The 17,376-nt window shown below is 56.7% G+C and carries 13 protein-coding genes and 4 pseudogenes; 6 read left to right on the top strand and 11 right to left on the bottom strand.

Annotated elements, in window-relative coordinates; genetic code table 11:
* Nucleotides 1-114: 114 nt before the first annotated feature.
* Together EAF64_RS20585 and EAF64_RS20580 are read right to left on the bottom strand one after the other, a co-directional pair.
* Nucleotides 115-360, bottom strand: coding sequence for a PRC-barrel domain-containing protein (locus EAF64_RS20585; protein WP_129070856.1), 246 nt, complete (start codon nt 358-360; stop codon nt 115-117).
* A 303-nt stretch (nt 361-663) separates the two neighbouring features.
* Nucleotides 664-2,043 (bottom strand): hypothetical protein, encoded by a 1,380-nt coding sequence (locus EAF64_RS20580; protein ID WP_129070855.1) that lies wholly within the window; start codon nt 2,041-2,043, stop codon nt 664-666.
* On the opposite strand from EAF64_RS20580, the gene EAF64_RS20575 reads away from it, so the two are divergent.
* Nucleotides 2,038-2,559, top strand: coding sequence for a halocyanin domain-containing protein (locus tag EAF64_RS20575; RefSeq protein ID WP_129070854.1), 522 nt, complete (start codon nt 2,038-2,040; stop codon nt 2,557-2,559). The genes EAF64_RS20580 and EAF64_RS20575 overlap by 6 nt on opposite strands.
* 646 nt (nt 2,560-3,205) lie before the next feature.
* On the opposite strand, the gene EAF64_RS20565 is transcribed toward EAF64_RS20575, so the two are convergent.
* The 8 genes and pseudogenes from EAF64_RS20565 to EAF64_RS20530 form a co-directional block, all read right to left on the bottom strand.
* Nucleotides 3,206-3,868 (bottom strand): helix-turn-helix domain-containing protein, encoded by a 663-nt coding sequence (locus tag EAF64_RS20565; protein ID WP_129070852.1) that lies wholly within the window; start codon nt 3,866-3,868, stop codon nt 3,206-3,208.
* Nucleotides 3,869-4,037: 169 nt separating this feature from the next.
* Complete coding sequence (locus EAF64_RS20560; protein WP_129070851.1) at nt 4,038-4,271, bottom strand: hypothetical protein; 234 nt, start codon at nt 4,269-4,271, stop codon at nt 4,038-4,040.
* 567 nt (nt 4,272-4,838) lie between these two features.
* Nucleotides 4,839-7,781, bottom strand: a complete 2,943-nt coding sequence (gene csg / locus EAF64_RS20555; protein WP_129070850.1) for an HVO_2072 family ArtA-dependent S-layer glycoprotein — start codon at nt 7,779-7,781, stop codon at nt 4,839-4,841.
* Between the two features lie 243 nt (nt 7,782-8,024).
* Entirely contained in the window at nt 8,025-8,492 is a 468-nt protein-coding gene (locus tag EAF64_RS20550; RefSeq protein ID WP_129070849.1) for a hypothetical protein, read from the bottom strand.
* A 148-nt stretch (nt 8,493-8,640) separates the two neighbouring features.
* Entirely contained in the window at nt 8,641-8,850 is a 210-nt protein-coding gene (locus EAF64_RS20545; protein WP_129070848.1) for a hypothetical protein, read from the bottom strand.
* Between the two features lie 12 nt (nt 8,851-8,862).
* A complete protein-coding gene (locus EAF64_RS20540) occupies nt 8,863-9,237 on the bottom strand; it encodes a hypothetical protein (RefSeq protein ID WP_129070847.1) in 375 nt (124 codons plus the stop codon).
* A 243-nt stretch (nt 9,238-9,480) separates the two neighbouring features.
* On the bottom strand, nt 9,481-9,663 hold the full coding sequence (locus tag EAF64_RS20535) for a hypothetical protein (RefSeq protein ID WP_129070846.1): 183 nt from the start codon (nt 9,661-9,663) through the stop codon (nt 9,481-9,483).
* Between the two features lie 1,773 nt (nt 9,664-11,436).
* Nucleotides 11,437-12,046: pseudogene (locus EAF64_RS20530) on the bottom strand (IS6 family transposase).
* A 440-nt stretch (nt 12,047-12,486) separates the two neighbouring features.
* Between EAF64_RS20530 and EAF64_RS20525 the strand changes: the two are divergent.
* The 5 genes and pseudogenes from EAF64_RS20525 to EAF64_RS20505 all read left to right on the top strand — a co-directional run bounded on the left by EAF64_RS20525 (nt 12,487) and on the right by EAF64_RS20505 (nt 16,682).
* Nucleotides 12,487-12,816 carry a PadR family transcriptional regulator gene (locus tag EAF64_RS20525; protein ID WP_129070845.1) on the top strand — a complete coding sequence of 110 codons (330 nt, stop codon included), beginning with the start codon at nt 12,487-12,489 and terminating at the stop codon, nt 12,814-12,816.
* Nucleotides 12,817-13,240: 424 nt separating this feature from the next.
* Nucleotides 13,241-14,262 (top strand): IS630 family transposase gene (locus EAF64_RS20520; protein ID WP_394345759.1). Its coding sequence is split into 2 segments (ribosomal slippage): nt 13,241-13,745 and nt 13,745-14,262, totalling 1,023 coding nucleotides; the frame shifts between segments, so codons are not numbered across the junction.
* 315 nt (nt 14,263-14,577) lie between these two features.
* Nucleotides 14,578-15,054, top strand: a pseudogene (locus EAF64_RS20515) (hypothetical protein).
* A 122-nt stretch (nt 15,055-15,176) separates the two neighbouring features.
* A pseudogene (locus EAF64_RS21785) lies at nt 15,177-15,497 on the top strand (cupin domain-containing protein).
* A 636-nt stretch (nt 15,498-16,133) separates the two neighbouring features.
* The gene (locus EAF64_RS20505; RefSeq protein ID WP_193767787.1) at nt 16,134-16,682 is read left to right on the top strand and encodes a methyl-accepting chemotaxis protein; all 549 of its coding nucleotides are present in this window, start codon (nt 16,134-16,136) and stop codon (nt 16,680-16,682) included.
* 263 nt (nt 16,683-16,945) lie between these two features.
* On the opposite strand, the pseudogene EAF64_RS20500 reads toward EAF64_RS20505, so the two are convergent.
* Nucleotides 16,946-17,164 (bottom strand): annotated as a pseudogene (locus EAF64_RS20500) (site-specific integrase); the annotation flags it as partial.
* Nucleotides 17,165-17,376 lie beyond the last annotated feature (212 nt).

Below are 17,376 nucleotides of genomic sequence, written 5' to 3'. Positions count from 1 at the left end.
CGCCGCGAGATTGAGGCCCGCCGCGAGTGGGAACAGGACTACCTCGACTGGTAGGTGTCCGCCCAGCCAGTCGTATCCTGGCCTCGATCCGACCGCCGTGGTGGATGCGAGCGCTCACACGCGACGGTCCGTCAGGTCCCGGGCTTGCGGAAGATCATCAATGCAGCGGGTCGGAACGCGGAGCCGGCCGTTGTCAGTTGTTTCGAACCCGGAGACCGCCTGGTCGGACGACTCAAGTATCACATGTTCGAGTGCGCCCGTCTTGGCATCCATCGTGAGGTTATACACGTGTCCGAGTTCTGCGCCATCCGCGCTGAGGACCGGTTTGTTTGAGAGCTGTTTGGCGAGGACCACTGCCATAGCCACCAGTAGATGGCACTCTGAAAAAACCGTTGGGGACGGGCCTGCAGTGGCGGGTGTTAGAGCCCGGTTCGCAAACTCCCGTGAGCACTGTCCGGCGAACGGTTAGTACAGGCGGTATGGTGATCGTTCGACACAAGAAAGTACTGAGATATAACGTGGAATAACCGGTGTTCTATTGATAGACAAATCATCTCCTTTTCAGTACTGAACGGAAGCGCCTCCGCGACAGCACAGTCAAATACTCCCGTCGGATCACAATGCCTGAAACAGGATCGACTCGGTCGGAAGAAGAAGCTACCTTCAGCGAACCTGCACTGACACACGCTGGTTGATATCCATGCTAGTGTTGCGAGCGAATTTCGGCGGGCCGGCGACAACGACGACCGTCTCAGAGTCCTCACCCTGCTGGATTCGGAAAACGACCTGTCCGTCACGCCATCCCATTTCCGTCGCCGTTGCGTCTTGGTTCAATGCCGCCGTCAGTGCGGTACGGAATTCGCTTGCGTTTGCAGTATCGTCCCAGCGAGTGATCCAGACGTAGCCCCGGCTCGAATTGCGCTCAAACGGAACGAGGGCATCGTTACCCCAGCCATCAGCACCGACAGCGGCCCGCGAGCGATTGAGGTGTGCAGAGAGCGCGATACGGGTGCCAAGTTCGCCGACTCGGCCTCGGTCGTCTGGCCACCATCGGTCCGCAGTAACGTTGACGGACAGTGAAACAGGCGGTTCCGCACCGGGGTCGTACTGGTGAACGAGTGCTTCAGTTGTCCGTGGTGGCTGGTCGTAAATCGACGCGAGCGTGCTGTTGTCTTCGAGCCGGTCGGCGACGTACCGGTAGCCGAACCAATAGGGAGCCATGAAGTACCGCCCACCGGCGGTCTCTCGCTGTTCGTAGGCACGCCGATAGCGTGTTCCCTGGGGAAGCGTGTCGGTGTATGCTTGCTGGTACTGATCGGCGACGTGGGTCGCAGCCCCTTCAGTGAGAGACGAGTCCAGGAGACGGAGTTCGGGTCCAGACGGTGGAATTTCGTCCCAACCGCTCGTGTCGACATCGAACAGTTGTCCAGTCTCGTCCCGACTGTGCTGGACGATGTGGACGTATTCGTGGGTGAGCAGGCCAGCGATTCGTGGCTGTGTCGCAACGTCGTGATTGATTCGAATCTCGTCGTCACCGATTGTCTGTCCAGCGAGGTTGGTCCTGTACTCCGGGGCCTGCACACCTAGCACGCGGAGAAAGCGTGGTGGTTCTCGGCTCGAACGGACATTTTCTGGAGTAATGACTTTGATCGAGACGTTGTACTGGTTTGCAACGGTTGAATTGATGCCGAGTTGTGTGGTGACACGGCGGAAGGTCTGGATCGGATCCGTCGCGAGATTGCCCCCTGTCACCGATATCTGTGGCAGAGTCGGTTCAGACGTATTATCGTCGGTCGGTGCGGTTGTGTTGGACTGTTGCTCAGGTGGCGATTCAGTACCTGCTGGGGGGCTAGGATCTTGTGGCGGTGCTATGAGAGTGGAACACCCCGCTAACACTACCAGGAGGAGGACGAGGAGGTTTCGGGCGGCCATCGCATGGGTCTTGAGCACAAATGAATAGAAAAGGTGCAGTCCGTTTTCAAAATGTGAAAAACCGTTGCCACATTTACCGTCGTACGTCGTCCACATCGATGTGCGATGCAATCGCCCTCCACCCGACGACGGTTCATCCAGACCGCCGGTCTGGTCGGGCTGACTGGCGCAGCCGGTTGCCTATTGACCGACCAATCAGACGCCACCGCCACCGAGTCGGGTACCGGTAGTCCGTCCGATGCTGGTACCGCCCCCGAGGAACGCCCGTCCCTGTCGGACAACCTGGCCACGTGGCTCTCAGACGCCAACAACTTCGATGGCGACGCCATTAAGAAAACCAATACGGACACAGTGACAATTCAGGTCGGTGTGAAGAGCGGTGATCGGCACCTCGCTTTTGCCCCGCCAGTAGTCGCGATCTCGACTGGAACCACCGTGCAGTGGCGATGGACCGGAAACGGTGGTGGACATGATGTGGTCTTTGTTGACGCAGACGTTCGGTCGAGTCAAATCCACGCCGACGCCGGCGTGTATCTCGAGCAAACGTTCGAGACAGAAGGGTCATATCGGTTTGTTTGTAAACCCCACAAGGACTTTGGACAGAAGGGAGCGGTTATCGTAACATGATGTTTACAAGTAAAGAAAAGCTAAATGTTTGAATATCCACACCGGACTAGAGATCCAGTCCCAGCAGTCCCTAAGTCACTCACCAGAGGCACTGTCCGCTGACAGCCCGGACACCAACCACGCAGAGTGTTCTCTCCGAATTTTTGAAAAACTGCGCGGCCGTTTGGGGGAGGGTGGGGTGCCCCCTGAACGCGCGGAGGGTGTACCTGCCTATTCGTGATCCACGCCTGCGGGAGGGAACTCGGAAATCTGAGAGGTTGCGCCGAAATCGGGTCAGACGCCCACCCCCGGATGCCCGGAATCCAGGGGATTCTCCAGCGCCGACTTCGGGATTCGAGCGAGACAATTTCGGATCTGCCATCGGTCATCCGGACCTCGCAGTAGGCATCGCGATCGCGGAGTGGGTCGGTGGGGAAGGACAGATCGTCGATCGGCGATTCGAAGGCCTCGATGACCTGGCCTGCCGGATGGAGATCGAGCCCTCCCCCGGGTCGAGGACGGGAGTTGGACGCGCCGGTGGTCTCGGCCGATAGCGACCTCACGCATGACGAGACGAAGCAGGTCATCGAGGTTGAGGGCTACCGAGACGAATCCGATGGCATAACCGACAACTCTTCCTGACGCCCGGTTCCGTTGCGACTGCTTGTTAGACCCACGAATCGGCGACTGTCGAGGCTAATTTGTTCTCAATCCGGCGGAGGTGGTCCGCGACTGTCCCTGACGAAAGATCGAGTTCCGCGGCGAGTTCTGCCTGCGTGGTTTCGCGTGGCATCTCATAGTAGCCATGCGACACAGCAGTTGCAAGCACCTCCTGTTGACGCTCTGTGAGAGAGACCAATAGCGGGCTCACTGAGCCATCAAACTGGCCAATCCGCTCTAACTCCACAGAGACGCCCGGCGGTGAGTGTGCCAGCGCCTGCGAGACAGACTCGTCGGTCCCGATCAGTGTTACCCGCATCCCCCGTGGGTTGCCATTGAGCAGTGTGACCGGCCACTTCAAGACCACTTCGTGTTCAAATAGAGTCGTTATCAGTTCATTGAGTAGTGGCGAGGGGTCTGTGTGAAGATAGGCAAGCCCATCTTGCTCGGTGGGGCCCTCCAAATCAAGTACTGCATCGGTATCGGATAGAATGTCTCTCGCGACGGCCATATCTCCGCGGAACCGAGAGAGATGGGCGTACGTCCCATCCTGAAGTGGGCTGATATAGTATGTCTCCTCCAGATGGGCAGCATCCTCATCAGCCAGCGCATTATCCAGCGGGTGGAAAGTGTTGTCTTCCCACGTTATAACCTCGGTTGCGTATCTCATATTGTATTCTCTAAAATCTCAGGTTCTATCTGTAACTGCTCATAGCGTGTAAACGTGTGGTTCTCCTCACAGCACATGACGTCCCGGAACGTCAGTCACTGTCGACTGCCAGCCGGACCCTATTCTAAATCCCTACTACTGCAAGAGGGTGAGTTCACCAACGTGGGCGTTAGCCATCAGATTCGAGCCGTTCGATGGCATCCTCAAGGGTCCGTTCGTCGTCGCTGGTGTCAAGTTGCTCCATGCTGTGGGTCAGGTTGTGACGCTCTTGCTGTTCGGCAGCCGACGTGTTGAGTTTCTCGATGGACTTGTCGAGGTCGGACTGCGTGTCGTCGGGGTCGTCAGCCTGTGCGGCGACGGGGCCGGTCAGGCCAACCAGTGTTAGTGCGAATGCCAGTGCCACTGCCAAACTTACCGAGCCAACGCGGTATAGCGTGCGAGTCATCGGTTCCAACTACACCTGAAACAAGGGGACTGACAACCCTGCGCGTAACTCCTAGAATACACCCCTCATTTATACACCACCCACAGCCCGCTACACAGACCGCCGCAAGCCCGTCGATGTCGGGTTTATACAGAATGCCACACTATAAACATGTACATGCGTGGCGAGGTGCCAACACTTATTCGCATCGACAGCGTTGGTTCTACTGGCCAACCTGGGGGTCGACAGCGGTGTCGGCCCTATTCTGTCTTTACTCTTGATGAGTGCTGCGCTCGCGACAGGCGTGTCCAGCCATACGCGATCGCCACGAGTCGCTGTACGGACATACTGGTCTAGTGGTGCCAGGTGTATTCTCGCTTCGCACCCACTGTGAGGTCGGGGCTTCATTCAGCAACAACGCTGTCGTATCGTCCGCTGCCAGCCGGCGGCACGCTTTAGGCGTTAGTGGTGTCGTATGCTGGAGCAGTCGCTCGTGGGCAAGTGACGGAAAAAAGCGTCGATTAGTACCGGGAGTGTTTCCCGTGGTTAGTCGCGGCGACGGACTGCGAGCAGGGCAGCCGCGACCAGTGCGACGAGGGCGAGCGCGGCCGTGAAGCCAGGCCCGTCCCCGCTCGTGGTCGTCTCTGCCGGTTCGTCGGTGCCCGCAGGCGCTTCCGTGGTCTCCACGGGTTCTTCCGTGGTGTCCATCGGCTCTTCGGTGGTGTCGGTCGGCTCAGGCTCCGGCTCCGGCTCCGTTGCCGTCTCGTTCGGCGTCGGTTCCGGCGTCGGCTCCTGGAGCTGGTCGCCCGTCACCTGGAAGCTACGGATGTCGGAGTTGCCACCGACACTCGCTTCGACCGTGTAGTTGCCCGGTTCGACTCCCTCAGTGGGGATTACGACACTCCACTGGCCATCAGTGCCCCACTCTTCCGTCGACTCAATGTCGAGGGCGCTCGCGCTGGGGCCTTCGATGACTTCCACAGTGATGGTGTTGTCGTCGGGCTGGCGGTTGGTCACACCGGAGACCGTCATCGTGTCGTTGGTCTCGACGGTGAACATTTCGCCAGCTTCACCCATGACGGAGTCAACGCTCACGCGGCCTTCCGTGAAGCGGAACTGGAAGGCCTGCGAGATGTCGTCGCTGCCAGTGTCCTCGGTGGTTTCACTCGCAACCGTGTCGATGACCTGCTGCTGGGTGAGCGACTGCGCGTTCAGCCCCTCCGTGAACTGGGAGAAGCCACCGCGCGGGAATTCGCCGTCACCGCCCTGGTTGTCACGGCCATTGGAGAACACCGTCATGACGACGTTACCCTGGCTCAGCGAGGTGTCAGTCACTTCGCCGCTGGGTCCTGTGTAGCCGTTGCCGGCGTAGTTCAGTTCGCCCGGCGCGTTGTTTCCGACTTGGACGCTCTCAGAGTCAAACTCGCCGTTCGAGTCAACACTGATAGTCGTCCGGTCGTAGGTGCCGCGCGGACCGTAGAAGCTGACACTCACCGAGTCCTGCCCGGCGGCAGTCCCGTTGATCGTCAGCCCGGTCGCTGCGTCTTCGGTTGCAACCTGGCCGTTGATAACGCTGACATAGTCGACCGTGAGGCCGGTGTCAGTCACGCGCAGAGATTCCTGCGTGCCAACGGCGCTGCTAACCTCCGAAGAGGTGAGCGTTGCGTCAGGCGTTCCATCATCGTCGGTGTCGACATCTTCGTCACCGGCGTCCACCGCAGCGATCCGGTAGCTGCCGGGAATGCTGAGAACATTGGTGTCGACTTCGCCGTCGTCGCTGAGGACAACGTCTTCTTCCTCGAAGGTGTCGTCACCATCGACGTTGATCGTCAGCAGACGCTCGAAGTCACCCTCGTCGCGGGCGTAGAGCGCGACTTCCTCAATACCAGGCGCAGTCGACCCGTTGACGTTGACTTCAGAGCCAACGACGTAGGTCCCCTGCGGGTTGTCCAGGGTCACAGACCCTTCGTTGACTTCGATGGTGTCATCATCGATGTCGTTCGCCGTGTCGACATCGATCGTGCTCAGGTCGTCGCCAGCGTCGGCGACACTTGCTTCGTAGACCGTGACGTCGACATCAGTCGTGTCGAGTTCGCCAGTGCTGATGCTGCCAACACCGACGCCGTCGTCAATCTCGACCAGTGCGACGGCCTGCCCGTCGTTGGACTGACCGGTGTCAAGCGTGTCGCCGACGTTCCGGAAGACACTCGAGGTGTCGCCGGTGACGTCGCCGCCCTCAATGGCGACAAGGTGGGTTTCACCTTCGGCGGAGTTGCTGATCTCGAACTGGACGTTCTCACCGCGAGTGACAGAGTCGGCCTGTGCTTCGATGGTTGCTTCCTCGCCAGTCGTAACGTCGAACGTCACGCTCTGGGTTGCCTCACCGAAGTCCAGGTCCTCGTCACCTTCGACGGTGACGGTGTATTCTTCGTTGTCGAGATTATCCTCTGCGAGGTCCAGAGTCACTTCACCGTTGTTGGTGATAACCGGTTCCTGACCCGGGTTCGCGAGGATTTCGTCCGTGACTTCGAGGCCATCCGAGTCCTCAATTTCGACGTTGAGGGGCTCGGCCTGCTCAAAGTTGTATTCCGCGTCGACCGTCAGTTCCGTGGCGTCGTCAACGTTGACGGCCCCACCGGCGATGTCATCACCGTTCTGGTTGGTGACCTCCAGAGTCTGGATGCGGGGCGTGTCAACGGTCAACGACGTCCCACTACCATCAGACTCGGTGTTGTAAGACCCAGTCGGCTGATCTTCAGGGACCGGGACCGAGAGGGTCTCTCCTTCGCTCGAGCCGGCGGTTCGCTCGAAGTTGGTGGGGTTAATTTCGGTGCCGTCAGCGGCAACGAGAGTGATGTCTTCCTCGCCCTGGAAGATGGTCGCGCCGGGGCCGATATCACCAGTGCTGGATGCGATGTCGTAGGCACCTTCGTCACCACGGTCACCTGCACCAGCTCGGTCAGTGACTTCTAGGGTCGCAACGTTGGTGTCAACGTTGCCGCCAGAAGTGTCAATAACCTCAAGCCCAACCTGTCCGCTAAGAGGAGCATTCTGCTCGTTCACCGCAGGGTGGGACACAGTGAACGTTGCAGCGATCTGGACATCGGCCGCGGAACCTTCGCCGTTAGTGACCGATTCGGGGACAGTGACTTCCAGGGTCTTACCATTGTTCGTAACGGTGGCCTGGCCGGAAATGTCATTGCCGTTCCCCGTCAGTGAGTCCAGGGATGCAAACGTACTGTCCGGACTGTCCGGCAGCGTCACACTGACCGTGTCAGTCTCCGTGTCGCCGCCAAGGTCGCCGACAGTAAATGTAATCGAGTGCTGTACATCCTGATTTTCGCCAACGCTGTTCGGGTTCAGGGGCGTGTCAACCGAGGCGTTGGCCGCTGCAGCTGATCCTGCAAACACAATGGACCCAGCGAAAACGCTGAAGACCATCAGTGCAGTCAGGAACAGACTGCGAATTTTGTCTCGTGTGTTTGTCATATGTCGTGTTGTGTTGCGTTTCGGGCGGTGTCACCGACTTTCTGCCCCAAGTCCACGATTGGACACGGGTTCTATACTCGTTGGTGTCACCGGTGGGTAGGGGTACAGTCATGTCAAATGCGGGGTGTGGTAAATACTTTGTGTGTTAGACGGACGTATGAGGCCGTCTTAGCAGTGATCAGCGCTTGTGGTTTTTGCGCGCACACAAACTAACCAGCCGGTTCGTTATATTTCCATCTACTGTTAGGAGTGGGCTCGCATCCCCCACTCGTTCTGGAAGAATTCGAGGTTATGTTTCGTGCGGTTGGCGCGGCCGACCTGCTCTTGGAAGGTTTCGATGTCCTGCATCAACGAGAGAGGTGATGCCTTCGAGCGGTGATCGCCAGCCTCCAACGGCGGGACGATCGTCTCACAAAATAAATCAATCGCTTCTTTCCGTACGACCAGATATGGCTGCATCAGATACAGGAATTCACGAATGCTCTGCCGGCGACTGATGACAAACTGATGGGGTTCATACTTCGTATTAGGGTCGGCGTCAACCCGATGGGTAATCTCGTGTTCATCAGCGAAGGCGGTAACAATCTCCAGGCTTTCCGTGGCCGGGAGGTTGATCCGGCATTTCAGCAGCACGTCAAATCCAATGCTGTTTTTTCCATCTTTTTGCGATTGTGACCGCGACTGTCGCGTGGTTATCGACAAGGCCGGCAATATATGGGCAGCGCTAATCCAAACACTCAGGCATTGTACTGCTATTCATCGGGCGAGGCAACTTAAGCTTTGGAGGGCGACAGGGTGGCACGACTCCTGCTCAAATGGGCACCAATTCCAACAGAAACAACACAACTAGCCCGCACAGCTACAGCAATCGGGCCAGGTTGATCCCCTTGATTACACCCAGCACGATCCCGGTAGCCAACAGTACCAGCATCCCGATGCCGACCTTCGCGCACATTCCGATCTTGGCCAGGAGTTCGACAGCTTCCCAAACGTGATAATTTATAAACAACAACGCCAGTGCGAGTCCCCCGATTGGGACCCACGGCGCGATGAATTTTGTCAGCGACATCAGTGCTGAGTGTCACCTACAGGCCCGCCGACGACGGTATCTGTGATCTGCCCGCGCCGCCAGCCCTCGGCCGCCCGGTAAAGAATATACGTCCCGAAGGCAGCCGCCAGTGGAAGGGTCCCGTGTGATGGTATTGGACCCGAGCAGTTGCTCAACGGCCTCTGGGACGAGGATTTGCGTCGACGCAATGGCGACGAGCGCCAAGGCCGCGTCGTAGGTCTTCCAGTCGAAGTATCCAGAGTACCGCAGCAATAGGTACCCGACCATCTCGATCCCGAACACCGTGCCCACGAACAGCGCAGGCCGGGGCAGGGCCAGCACATTGAACCGTAGCGCCGGGACGATCCCAGTAATCAATAGCCCTATCAGCACAACCTCGGTCGACACGAACGACGCAACGTCGCCGAGCCAGCCTTTTTTGGGCTTCGCCGCCGTTCGGCCGGTCAGTAGGCTCCAAGCAGCACTGTCAGCACGGTGATCCCGACCAAGAGCGTCCCGAGGGGATTGGTATGAGCCTGTGCGACAGCGACCGCGGGGGCGTTCCCGAGCGCCAGGCTACTGCCGATCCTGTCATCAGGGCCACCAACCTCGCCTTCGTCGGCGAGGAACTGCAGCGTCTCGTCCGAGTCGTCACCAGACCAGCATCAGCGGGCTCTGGGCCGTCCCCGGGTCCCGGACGATGTCCTGTGTATAGGAGTAGAGGATGTAGTCCGTGCCATCTGCCGCGCCGGTGAACGTGAAGTCCACCTCGTCGCCCTGTGTCTGGCCTGGCTGGACGACGAACTTCGGTTCCGTCGCCGACGGCCGGCCCACGGAGAGGGTAACCTCACCGGTCTGAGGCGTGGCCTCAACGGGAATCGTTGTGATCCGGGTCTGTCCCCACTCGAGGGCGTTCGGCAATCCAAGCCAACGTACCCCATCGGTGGTCACGCACATCTCGTCGGTGGGGCCAGATTGGTCCTAGTCGTACGCGCAGGCGATCAGGTTGGCCTCGCGCTTGCGGAGCTGTATGTAGGAGTCGTCACTCTACGCGTCGATGGCGATTTGGGTATCAAGCTTCCGGCCCTGTTCGGTCGCCTCTTGGACGTGATCGAGCCGTTGCTGACGCGTACGCGAGAAGCGTCCACCCGGGCCGCGACTTCCGTGTTTTTAATAACCGAGCCAAGTTGGATGGTGAGTCGCGAGCCATCGAGGGCGCAGCCCGAGGACTGCAGGTCGGTCCAGTCGTTGGAGCCGACCCGTTTCTCCACATCCCGGATCGACAGCACGGTGTGCTTGAACGGGATTGTCAGCGAGGCTGAAGACTGATCCGAGAGCTAGGTCCGCGAGACATTGTAGCGTTCGCTCCAGCACTGGGCCGTGTACTGGACGGTCTGGTTGTCGACACTCTCGTGCGTGTAATCGAAGCCAATCTCGGACTGGGGGCGTCGGCCGACAGCGTGCCATCCCGGAGTGAGACGTTGATGCGGTTGGTGCCACTGTTGATCCACGACGGATCCGTATTAATTTGGACCGTCTCGTCATCAGTGAGTTTGCCGAGTTCCCTTGTCTGTTGGCCCTTCATTTTGACAGTGGGGTTCTCAGTTTGGGTGACCTCTCGGTACTGGACCTCAACCCTGACTTCGCTGTTGTTGTTCGTCGCGACATTGGGACTGGCCGTCGACAGCCCGATCTCGCTCGCGTCGCAGGTCGCGCTCGACCCGGGAGTAATCGTCCTAACGTGACTGATCTCGTAAGAGCCGTCGCTGGCAAGATCGATGGATGCATATTCAATGTGGATTGTCTCGTCCCAGGTCAGGTTCGCACCGAATCCACCGTCTGTCCGGGCCACAGACCACGTGAGGTTGTTACTCCCGAGCGAGAGTCAATTCACTAATCGGGTGGCAGTCCCACCCCATCGAGGGGTGCCTGCATATATCCCTGCCGTTGAGCCACCAACCGACAGCGTTGGATCTTCGAGCGCTGTGATCTCTGTCCAGTCCATCGTCTAGTCAGCCAAGTCTACGGTAAGCGAGGTTGCAGCAGTGTGTGAGCCAGTCGGCAGGCCAGCCGGTTCCAGTGTTGCCGTCTGGCCCGATTTGAGGAAGCCGAGTAACTGGCGTCGGTCGTGCCGCTATTGTTCCAATCGAGGGCAGGACTTTCCGACGCGGTCCGCTTGGTATAGTCGATCGAGTAGTCCAGAGTTCCAGTCGCCGATGACGAGAATGAGATCGACGATGCTGCCTCCGGGAGGTCCAGAGATGCTGATTCAGTCTCGCCCTCTTGCAGTGTTCTAGTGGCGCTGGCAGTCCGTAATCAGTTTAATTATCGAAATAATTTAATAACTCTTGAGAAGTCACATTCAGCATCGCCGGTCCAGCATAATCGCCGGGGCTGAAATATGAATACGAAGCATTACTAGTTCTGTCATTTTGACCGTCATCACATCTTCTATGCCGTGATTGTGTGAATGAAATAGTGTGTAGTACTGACTATCTGGTCGCAGTACAGAATTTTCGATGTGGGACCAACAGTGGCAGGTGATTGGTGTCAGGGGGTCCTTGATCGGTGGTGCGGTGCATTCATAACAGATTGTACCGGCACTATTTAAATTAGCCCTGGAGGCGTTCGTCCATTTAGCGCTTGATTCGGCCGCTGACGGTTGTAATAGCGGCAAAGATGCCGACACCATTCTCTGAGTGCCTGCCGACTGCCCACATAGCTCGTATGGAGGCGGTGTGTCCGGGCTTTGAAAATGTAAAACCACCGATCAATGTGGTTTCAGTCCGTGTAGTCACGCCACAGGTTCAAGACTAATCGACCGAGGGTAGTCAAGTAGCCGTAGCCATGTGCAAGATACGTTGTGTCCTCGAGATCATGTTTCTAAGTAAGTCGATGCAGAAACGCAGCTGCCGGATCGGTGCCATGGTGGCCGAACACCTCGATATCTTACAATAGCATAGTCTCGATGTCGATTGCCGCGTACATCTAGCACCACTCGCGGTCGATCTGGATTGCGGTTTCGTAGGCTGCGACCCGCGACGGCGAAGCTGTCGGGCAGCCAATGCGTCCACTGACAGATCATTTGGTGCGAACGATCCACGTGTACCATGTCTAAGATCGCAGCTGTTTCTCGGAGCGGCAATCCCTTTGTCCGCTCGCGTTCCCAAACGTCGTCAAATTCTGTATCCAAGCTTTCGGTGAGGGGGCTCTTCAATTAATATGGACACTGGTATCGAGAACTCTTCGCTTTTTCAAACTCACTAACTAGACAGTGCCATGCACTCATTCATTTCACTTGGAATGAATTTCGCTGCCTCAAGAATAGAGCCAAACCGCACGGCTCAGTTTTGTTCTTGGATTTATGATTTAATAGTTATTACTTTTGTATAATATAAAACTCTAAGTCAATTATATTATTTTATTTAACAAAATAAAAAGTGATCGACCCCCACGGGGATGGCACACTAGATTTAAAATTTGGTGGATAACAATGTGTATAAAATAAATTTACATAAATATGTAATTTCCGCATATATGTAGAAACGAACACATCGTTGTCTTGTATCCGAACTTTCAAATGTATCTCCCTGTTACATTTATGCGAGAGACTCTGAACCAGTGGAACGTGATCTTCCATTCATATAAACCCCTGTAATGACCCACCCCGGATCCTCCGCACACGATGACGTATCGGCAGCTGACCTCAGTACCTTTGAGAAAGAACTCCTCTTTGCAATTGCTGAGATCGAAGCGGCCGGTGACGACCCATATGGGCTTGAAATCAAGCGCCGGATTGCTGACCAACTAGAGATCGAGGTCAATCACGGCAGGCTCTACCCAAACCTTGACGATCTCGTCGAATATGGACTTGTTGAAAAATCGGAACTAGACAAACGGACCAATGAGTACAGCCTCACGGATGCCGGTGCGAAGCTGATCACCAACTACGCACAGCGTCTCGAGTCGCTAGATGAGACTCTCTGACACACTGTCAAAGTCAGCCGTACCGGACACCCTCGATAGGCATAGGTGGGACCAGGTTCCCGTAGGGACCCGAGCTAATGCATGATGGTCATAGTCCACTCTCACGGCGTTGAACAAGAGACGCTATCAGCCACGGCAACAGAGAGCATGAACATTCACAAAAAAGTGAATAACTCTACATTGTTAGAGAATGAGAAAGAGAGAGTCAGTGGCTAAGGTCAATTAAGAGTGGAGGGTGAGGGACGCCTCAGCGTGTACGTCCGGCGCCAAGGGTTGCAGCATCACAGCAGTATAGTAGGTCGCCTCTGCTCCGTAATATCCTGTGAGTGATATAATAACAACAGTACTAAGACACTAACAGCCGGCAGTTTATAAATTATACTGACGGCTGAATCTTTTTCAAAGAGAGATACCTTATCCCGGTATGGCTTCCCTCAACGACGTGTCTACGGAAGACCTCCGCCAGGTCTTGGCGGAGGTCGAGGGAAAGAAGCCGACACAGCGGGTTATGGCGACGATCAACTACCTCGAAGAAGACGAAGCGACGCTGGAAGATGTTGCTGAACGCTATGGATACGCTGCTGGCTGGCTCTCACGCTGGCTTGATCGACTCGAACGGCTCGCCGACGAGCCGTTCGAGGAGGTTGTCTACGATGAACACCATTCCGGGAGGCCGTCTGAGCTCTTTGACCAACAGCACGACAAGTTCGTTGAGGCACTCCACGAATCACCCGAAGAAGTCGGTTATGACGCGCCCGCGTGGTCTGTTCCACTAGCTCGTCACTACCTTGCCGAAGAATTCGACGTTGAGTACTGTGAACGCCACGTCCGGCGATTGATGTCCGAGGCCGGGCTGTCCTGGAAGACAACCCGGCCGGAGTTCGATAAATCTGACGAGAGAGCTCAAGAAGCCTGGCAAGACGGCTTCAAAAAAAGCGCGACAACCTGGACGACGAATACACGATCCTGACCATCGATCAGACGCGTCAGGTACTCTCGACGCTGATATATGCGTGGTTTCCGGAAGGAGAGCGCCCGTCACTGCCGGTGACGGGCGCGTGGGACAGCATCAAGCTACTCGGTGCAGTCAGCGATGCCGGTGAGACGTTCTTTCTGCCCTGTACTGAGAATTTCAACAGCGACACGACGATTCGCTTGCTAGACGCTCTCCAAACCGAATTCGGTGAGAAAATCTGCGTCGTCTTGGATAACGCCTGGTATTTCACGGCCAACGCAGTCCAGGAATTCGTCGAAGACACGCTGATCGAACTGTGTTACCTTCCGCGGGGTTCACCGGAGCTGAACCCCGCGGAAGAGTGTTGGCGACAGCTTGATCAAGAGCTTGGCAACCGTCTGTTCGACACTCTCGACGATCTTCGTGATGCTGCGCTCTCTGGACTCAATCGAATCGAAGTTCCAGATGTCTTCACGTACTTATGTCCATGAGTATCAGTACTGGGTCGCTGCTGTTCATTTGTACGATAGATGCGGCACGTCGGACTGGTTCGCCATGATAGCCGGCCGACGGTGGACTGGGCGGGTTTACATGGGTGTCGTCTCAACCCGATAGTTCTCGATCTGCCACATAGCATGGAAGAAATATTCTATCCAATAATTAGCACTGCGAGCCCGAGGATAGGCCCGTCGCTGGTTTTTATACAGTGGCTGTAGCTTTCTCCCCACACCGCCTCCGTGTGTCCATGGTAGATGGAGACATAAAGAGGGTTTTAGCCGGTTGCGCCAGTACGGATTGGTGATATTATGACAACCCGAGAATCAGAGACACGGCAACGGTGGCCGGAGTATCGCGATCGTCTCGATGCGGTCGACACGACGATTGCAACGCTAATGGAGCGGTGAAGTATTCCGGCACTCCGGGCGGCACTCGGTACCGTGTTCACCTGGCTCGGTGGACTGAAAATACCCGGCGTCTCGCCGGCCGCTGACCTCGTTGCATCGACGGCATACCCGGTCCCGCCGGAGATGTTCGTCCCAGTTCTCGGTGTCTGGGAGGACCCAATCGGTCTCTGTTTGCTCCATCGCCCTCTCATACGCGTCGAGTTTCTGTTGCTGGCGATCCAACTTTTAGGGACGTTCCTCCCACTGGTCGTCATCCCGAAGGTCGTCTACGTTATATTCCCGTACGCGTTGACTGTCGAGGGGCAGTACATCGTGAGGAATCTGGTGATCATCGCAGCGGCACTCGTTATCGGAGGGACAGTTCGAGACGAGTCGTAACCACCGCAAGAAATGCGGTTGCATCTTGGGTTATGCTCCCGCGGAGAAAGGATCTTCCCAAGACAACTGGCTAGTAATCCGTCTCAGTGCTTTTGCCCAGCCAGAGCATTCGTGAGCATGGCATGTCGTTCACGAAAATCAACTATCGGGACGTCGAATGGACCAAGGACGGGATGCACTTCCTTCGCGATGCGCTGCAGTGTGAGAACGTCGGTGTCACGGTCATTAACTGTGGGCTGGGATGAACGAAGGAAGCACACAACAATGAAGACGAATAATAAGAAGAAGTGTATGTGCTCGTCGAGGGAGAAGCGACGGTTACTGCCGATGAGGAAGCCGTCGACTTGCACCCTGGTGATGCAATCCACATCGCGCCGGATGCGACCCACCAGATCAAAAAGGGTGACACAGAGACTCCGTTCGTGCTGGTGGGCGCTCCCTAACCAGCTAAGATGATGTTTGCTTGGACCGCTTGGCCTCTGGTCGTAAAAAACTGAGGAACTCAGCTAGCGCACTGATCACGGGTGTCCGCGAGCAAAGCGAGCGCGGTTCACCGGACGCGAACGAACGCAGTGAGTGAGTCGTCCGGCAGTTTTTCCACGTGTTTGCGACCGAGTGGTAACCGCAGGCCACTCGAGGGAATAAAAGTTGGGCAGATACACTGAATACGGGCGGGATTGTTGTCAACGGTCGTGATACCGCACCCGCTTGGACAGCCCTACGCGCCCACAGTTGGGACACTACGCGAGCCCCTTCGGGACCTTCGCATCCAACTCCAGCAGCGTCGGATGAATGTGCTCCCGCGCAACGGACTGTAAAGTTCGCATATACGCTTGGGTCAACTGGGTCTCGGCGCCCTCCAGGTCGACATCACTCATCACGCGCTTACTCGGTTTGAGACCATGATCGAGCATTCGGTACAGCACTTCTCACCCAATCCCAGGTAGCATCTACTCAGATATTTCACAAATTATTTGTCAAAACTAATTCCTGTCGTATTCATAGCTCTGATCAATAGGGCAGATCGGAGTGCAACTTAACAAGAACAGCTGAGCGATACGGCTCAGGAACTGTCAACAGTGTCCGCGACCGTTGAAGAAATCTCGTCGTCAGTCACTCAGATTGCGAATCAGACTGAGACCGTTACCGAAACTGGTTGTGAGGCAGAGCGCAATTCGTCGGATACACAGAGCGCTCTGGATGAAATCAATCACCAGGCTCAAGAAGCTGTGTCGGCAGTTGAGAGTCTGGACCAGATCACAGACGAGGTTGCCGACATTGTGGAGTTGATCGGCGGGATCGCCGAAGAGACGAATATCCTTGCGCTGAACGCAGGCACCGAGGCGGCAAGGGCCGAGAATACAAGCGAAGGGTTCGGTGTTGCCGCCGGTGAGGTGAAACAACTGGCAGAAGAAACGCGTGTGGCAACGGCAGACGTGGAGAATCTCATTGGTGAGGTTCAACATGAGGTTGACACAACTCGGCAGGAAATCATGGGCGTCCAGCAACGGGTGTCGGATGGAAGTCAGACGGTCGGTAAGGCGATCAGGCAACTGGAGAACATTGTAGATGATGTTATCGAGGTGAATACAGCCATTCAAAAGGTCGATCGGGCCGCCTATGAGTAGACCGAATTGACATAAGAAATCGTCGCGATCGTGGATGGACTCTCAGAGTCGGTTTCTGAAACGGCGTCCAACACTGACGAACTTGCAGAGACGGCATCCCGGCAAGATTCAATGGTTTAGAAGATGACGACCGAGATATACCAATTCAGCGAACAAGTTGGGACGCTCCGAGAAGGCCTCGGGAAGTTCCAAGCCGATACCGCCGCCGAAAATGTTGAGCCCGCTTCGCCGACCGCTTCGATTGATGACTAGAAATTGTTAATTCACAGTCCATCTACGTCATTGATCGCCTCCGTCGCCTCGTCGCCGAGTTCGCCGGCTTCGATGTGCGAGTAGCGTTCTCCGACCATCTTTTTACGGTTGTCGAGATACCGGGCCGCGACGGTGTACCCGAACGATCGTACCAGGACCTCACCCACCCCTCGACGTCCTCCATTGAGGTCGAGATACTCGTGTCGCAAATGGTCAACGTCGACACCGGCTTACGTCCGCTCAGCCACGACCACACCCGAGCGCACACCGCCCGCCGCCCACGAGCGAGCCCGGCCGCGCAGGCCAGCGCGATCACAGGTCCGCTCACACCCGCACATCCCCGCGCATTTGCCTGCAGCGCACAGACAGCAAGCCGGGAGCGGCGGTATCAGTGTCACACGCTCCGTGGCTCCTACCCCCTGTTCCACGCAGCCCCCACGAC

This window comes from Halorientalis pallida, assembly GCF_004118325.1.
GTDB classification, from domain to species: Archaea; Halobacteriota; Halobacteria; order Halobacteriales; family Haloarculaceae; genus Halorientalis; species Halorientalis pallida.
The sequence above is the reverse complement of the archived record's forward strand: the minus strand, read 5'-3'. Positions and strand labels throughout refer to the sequence as shown.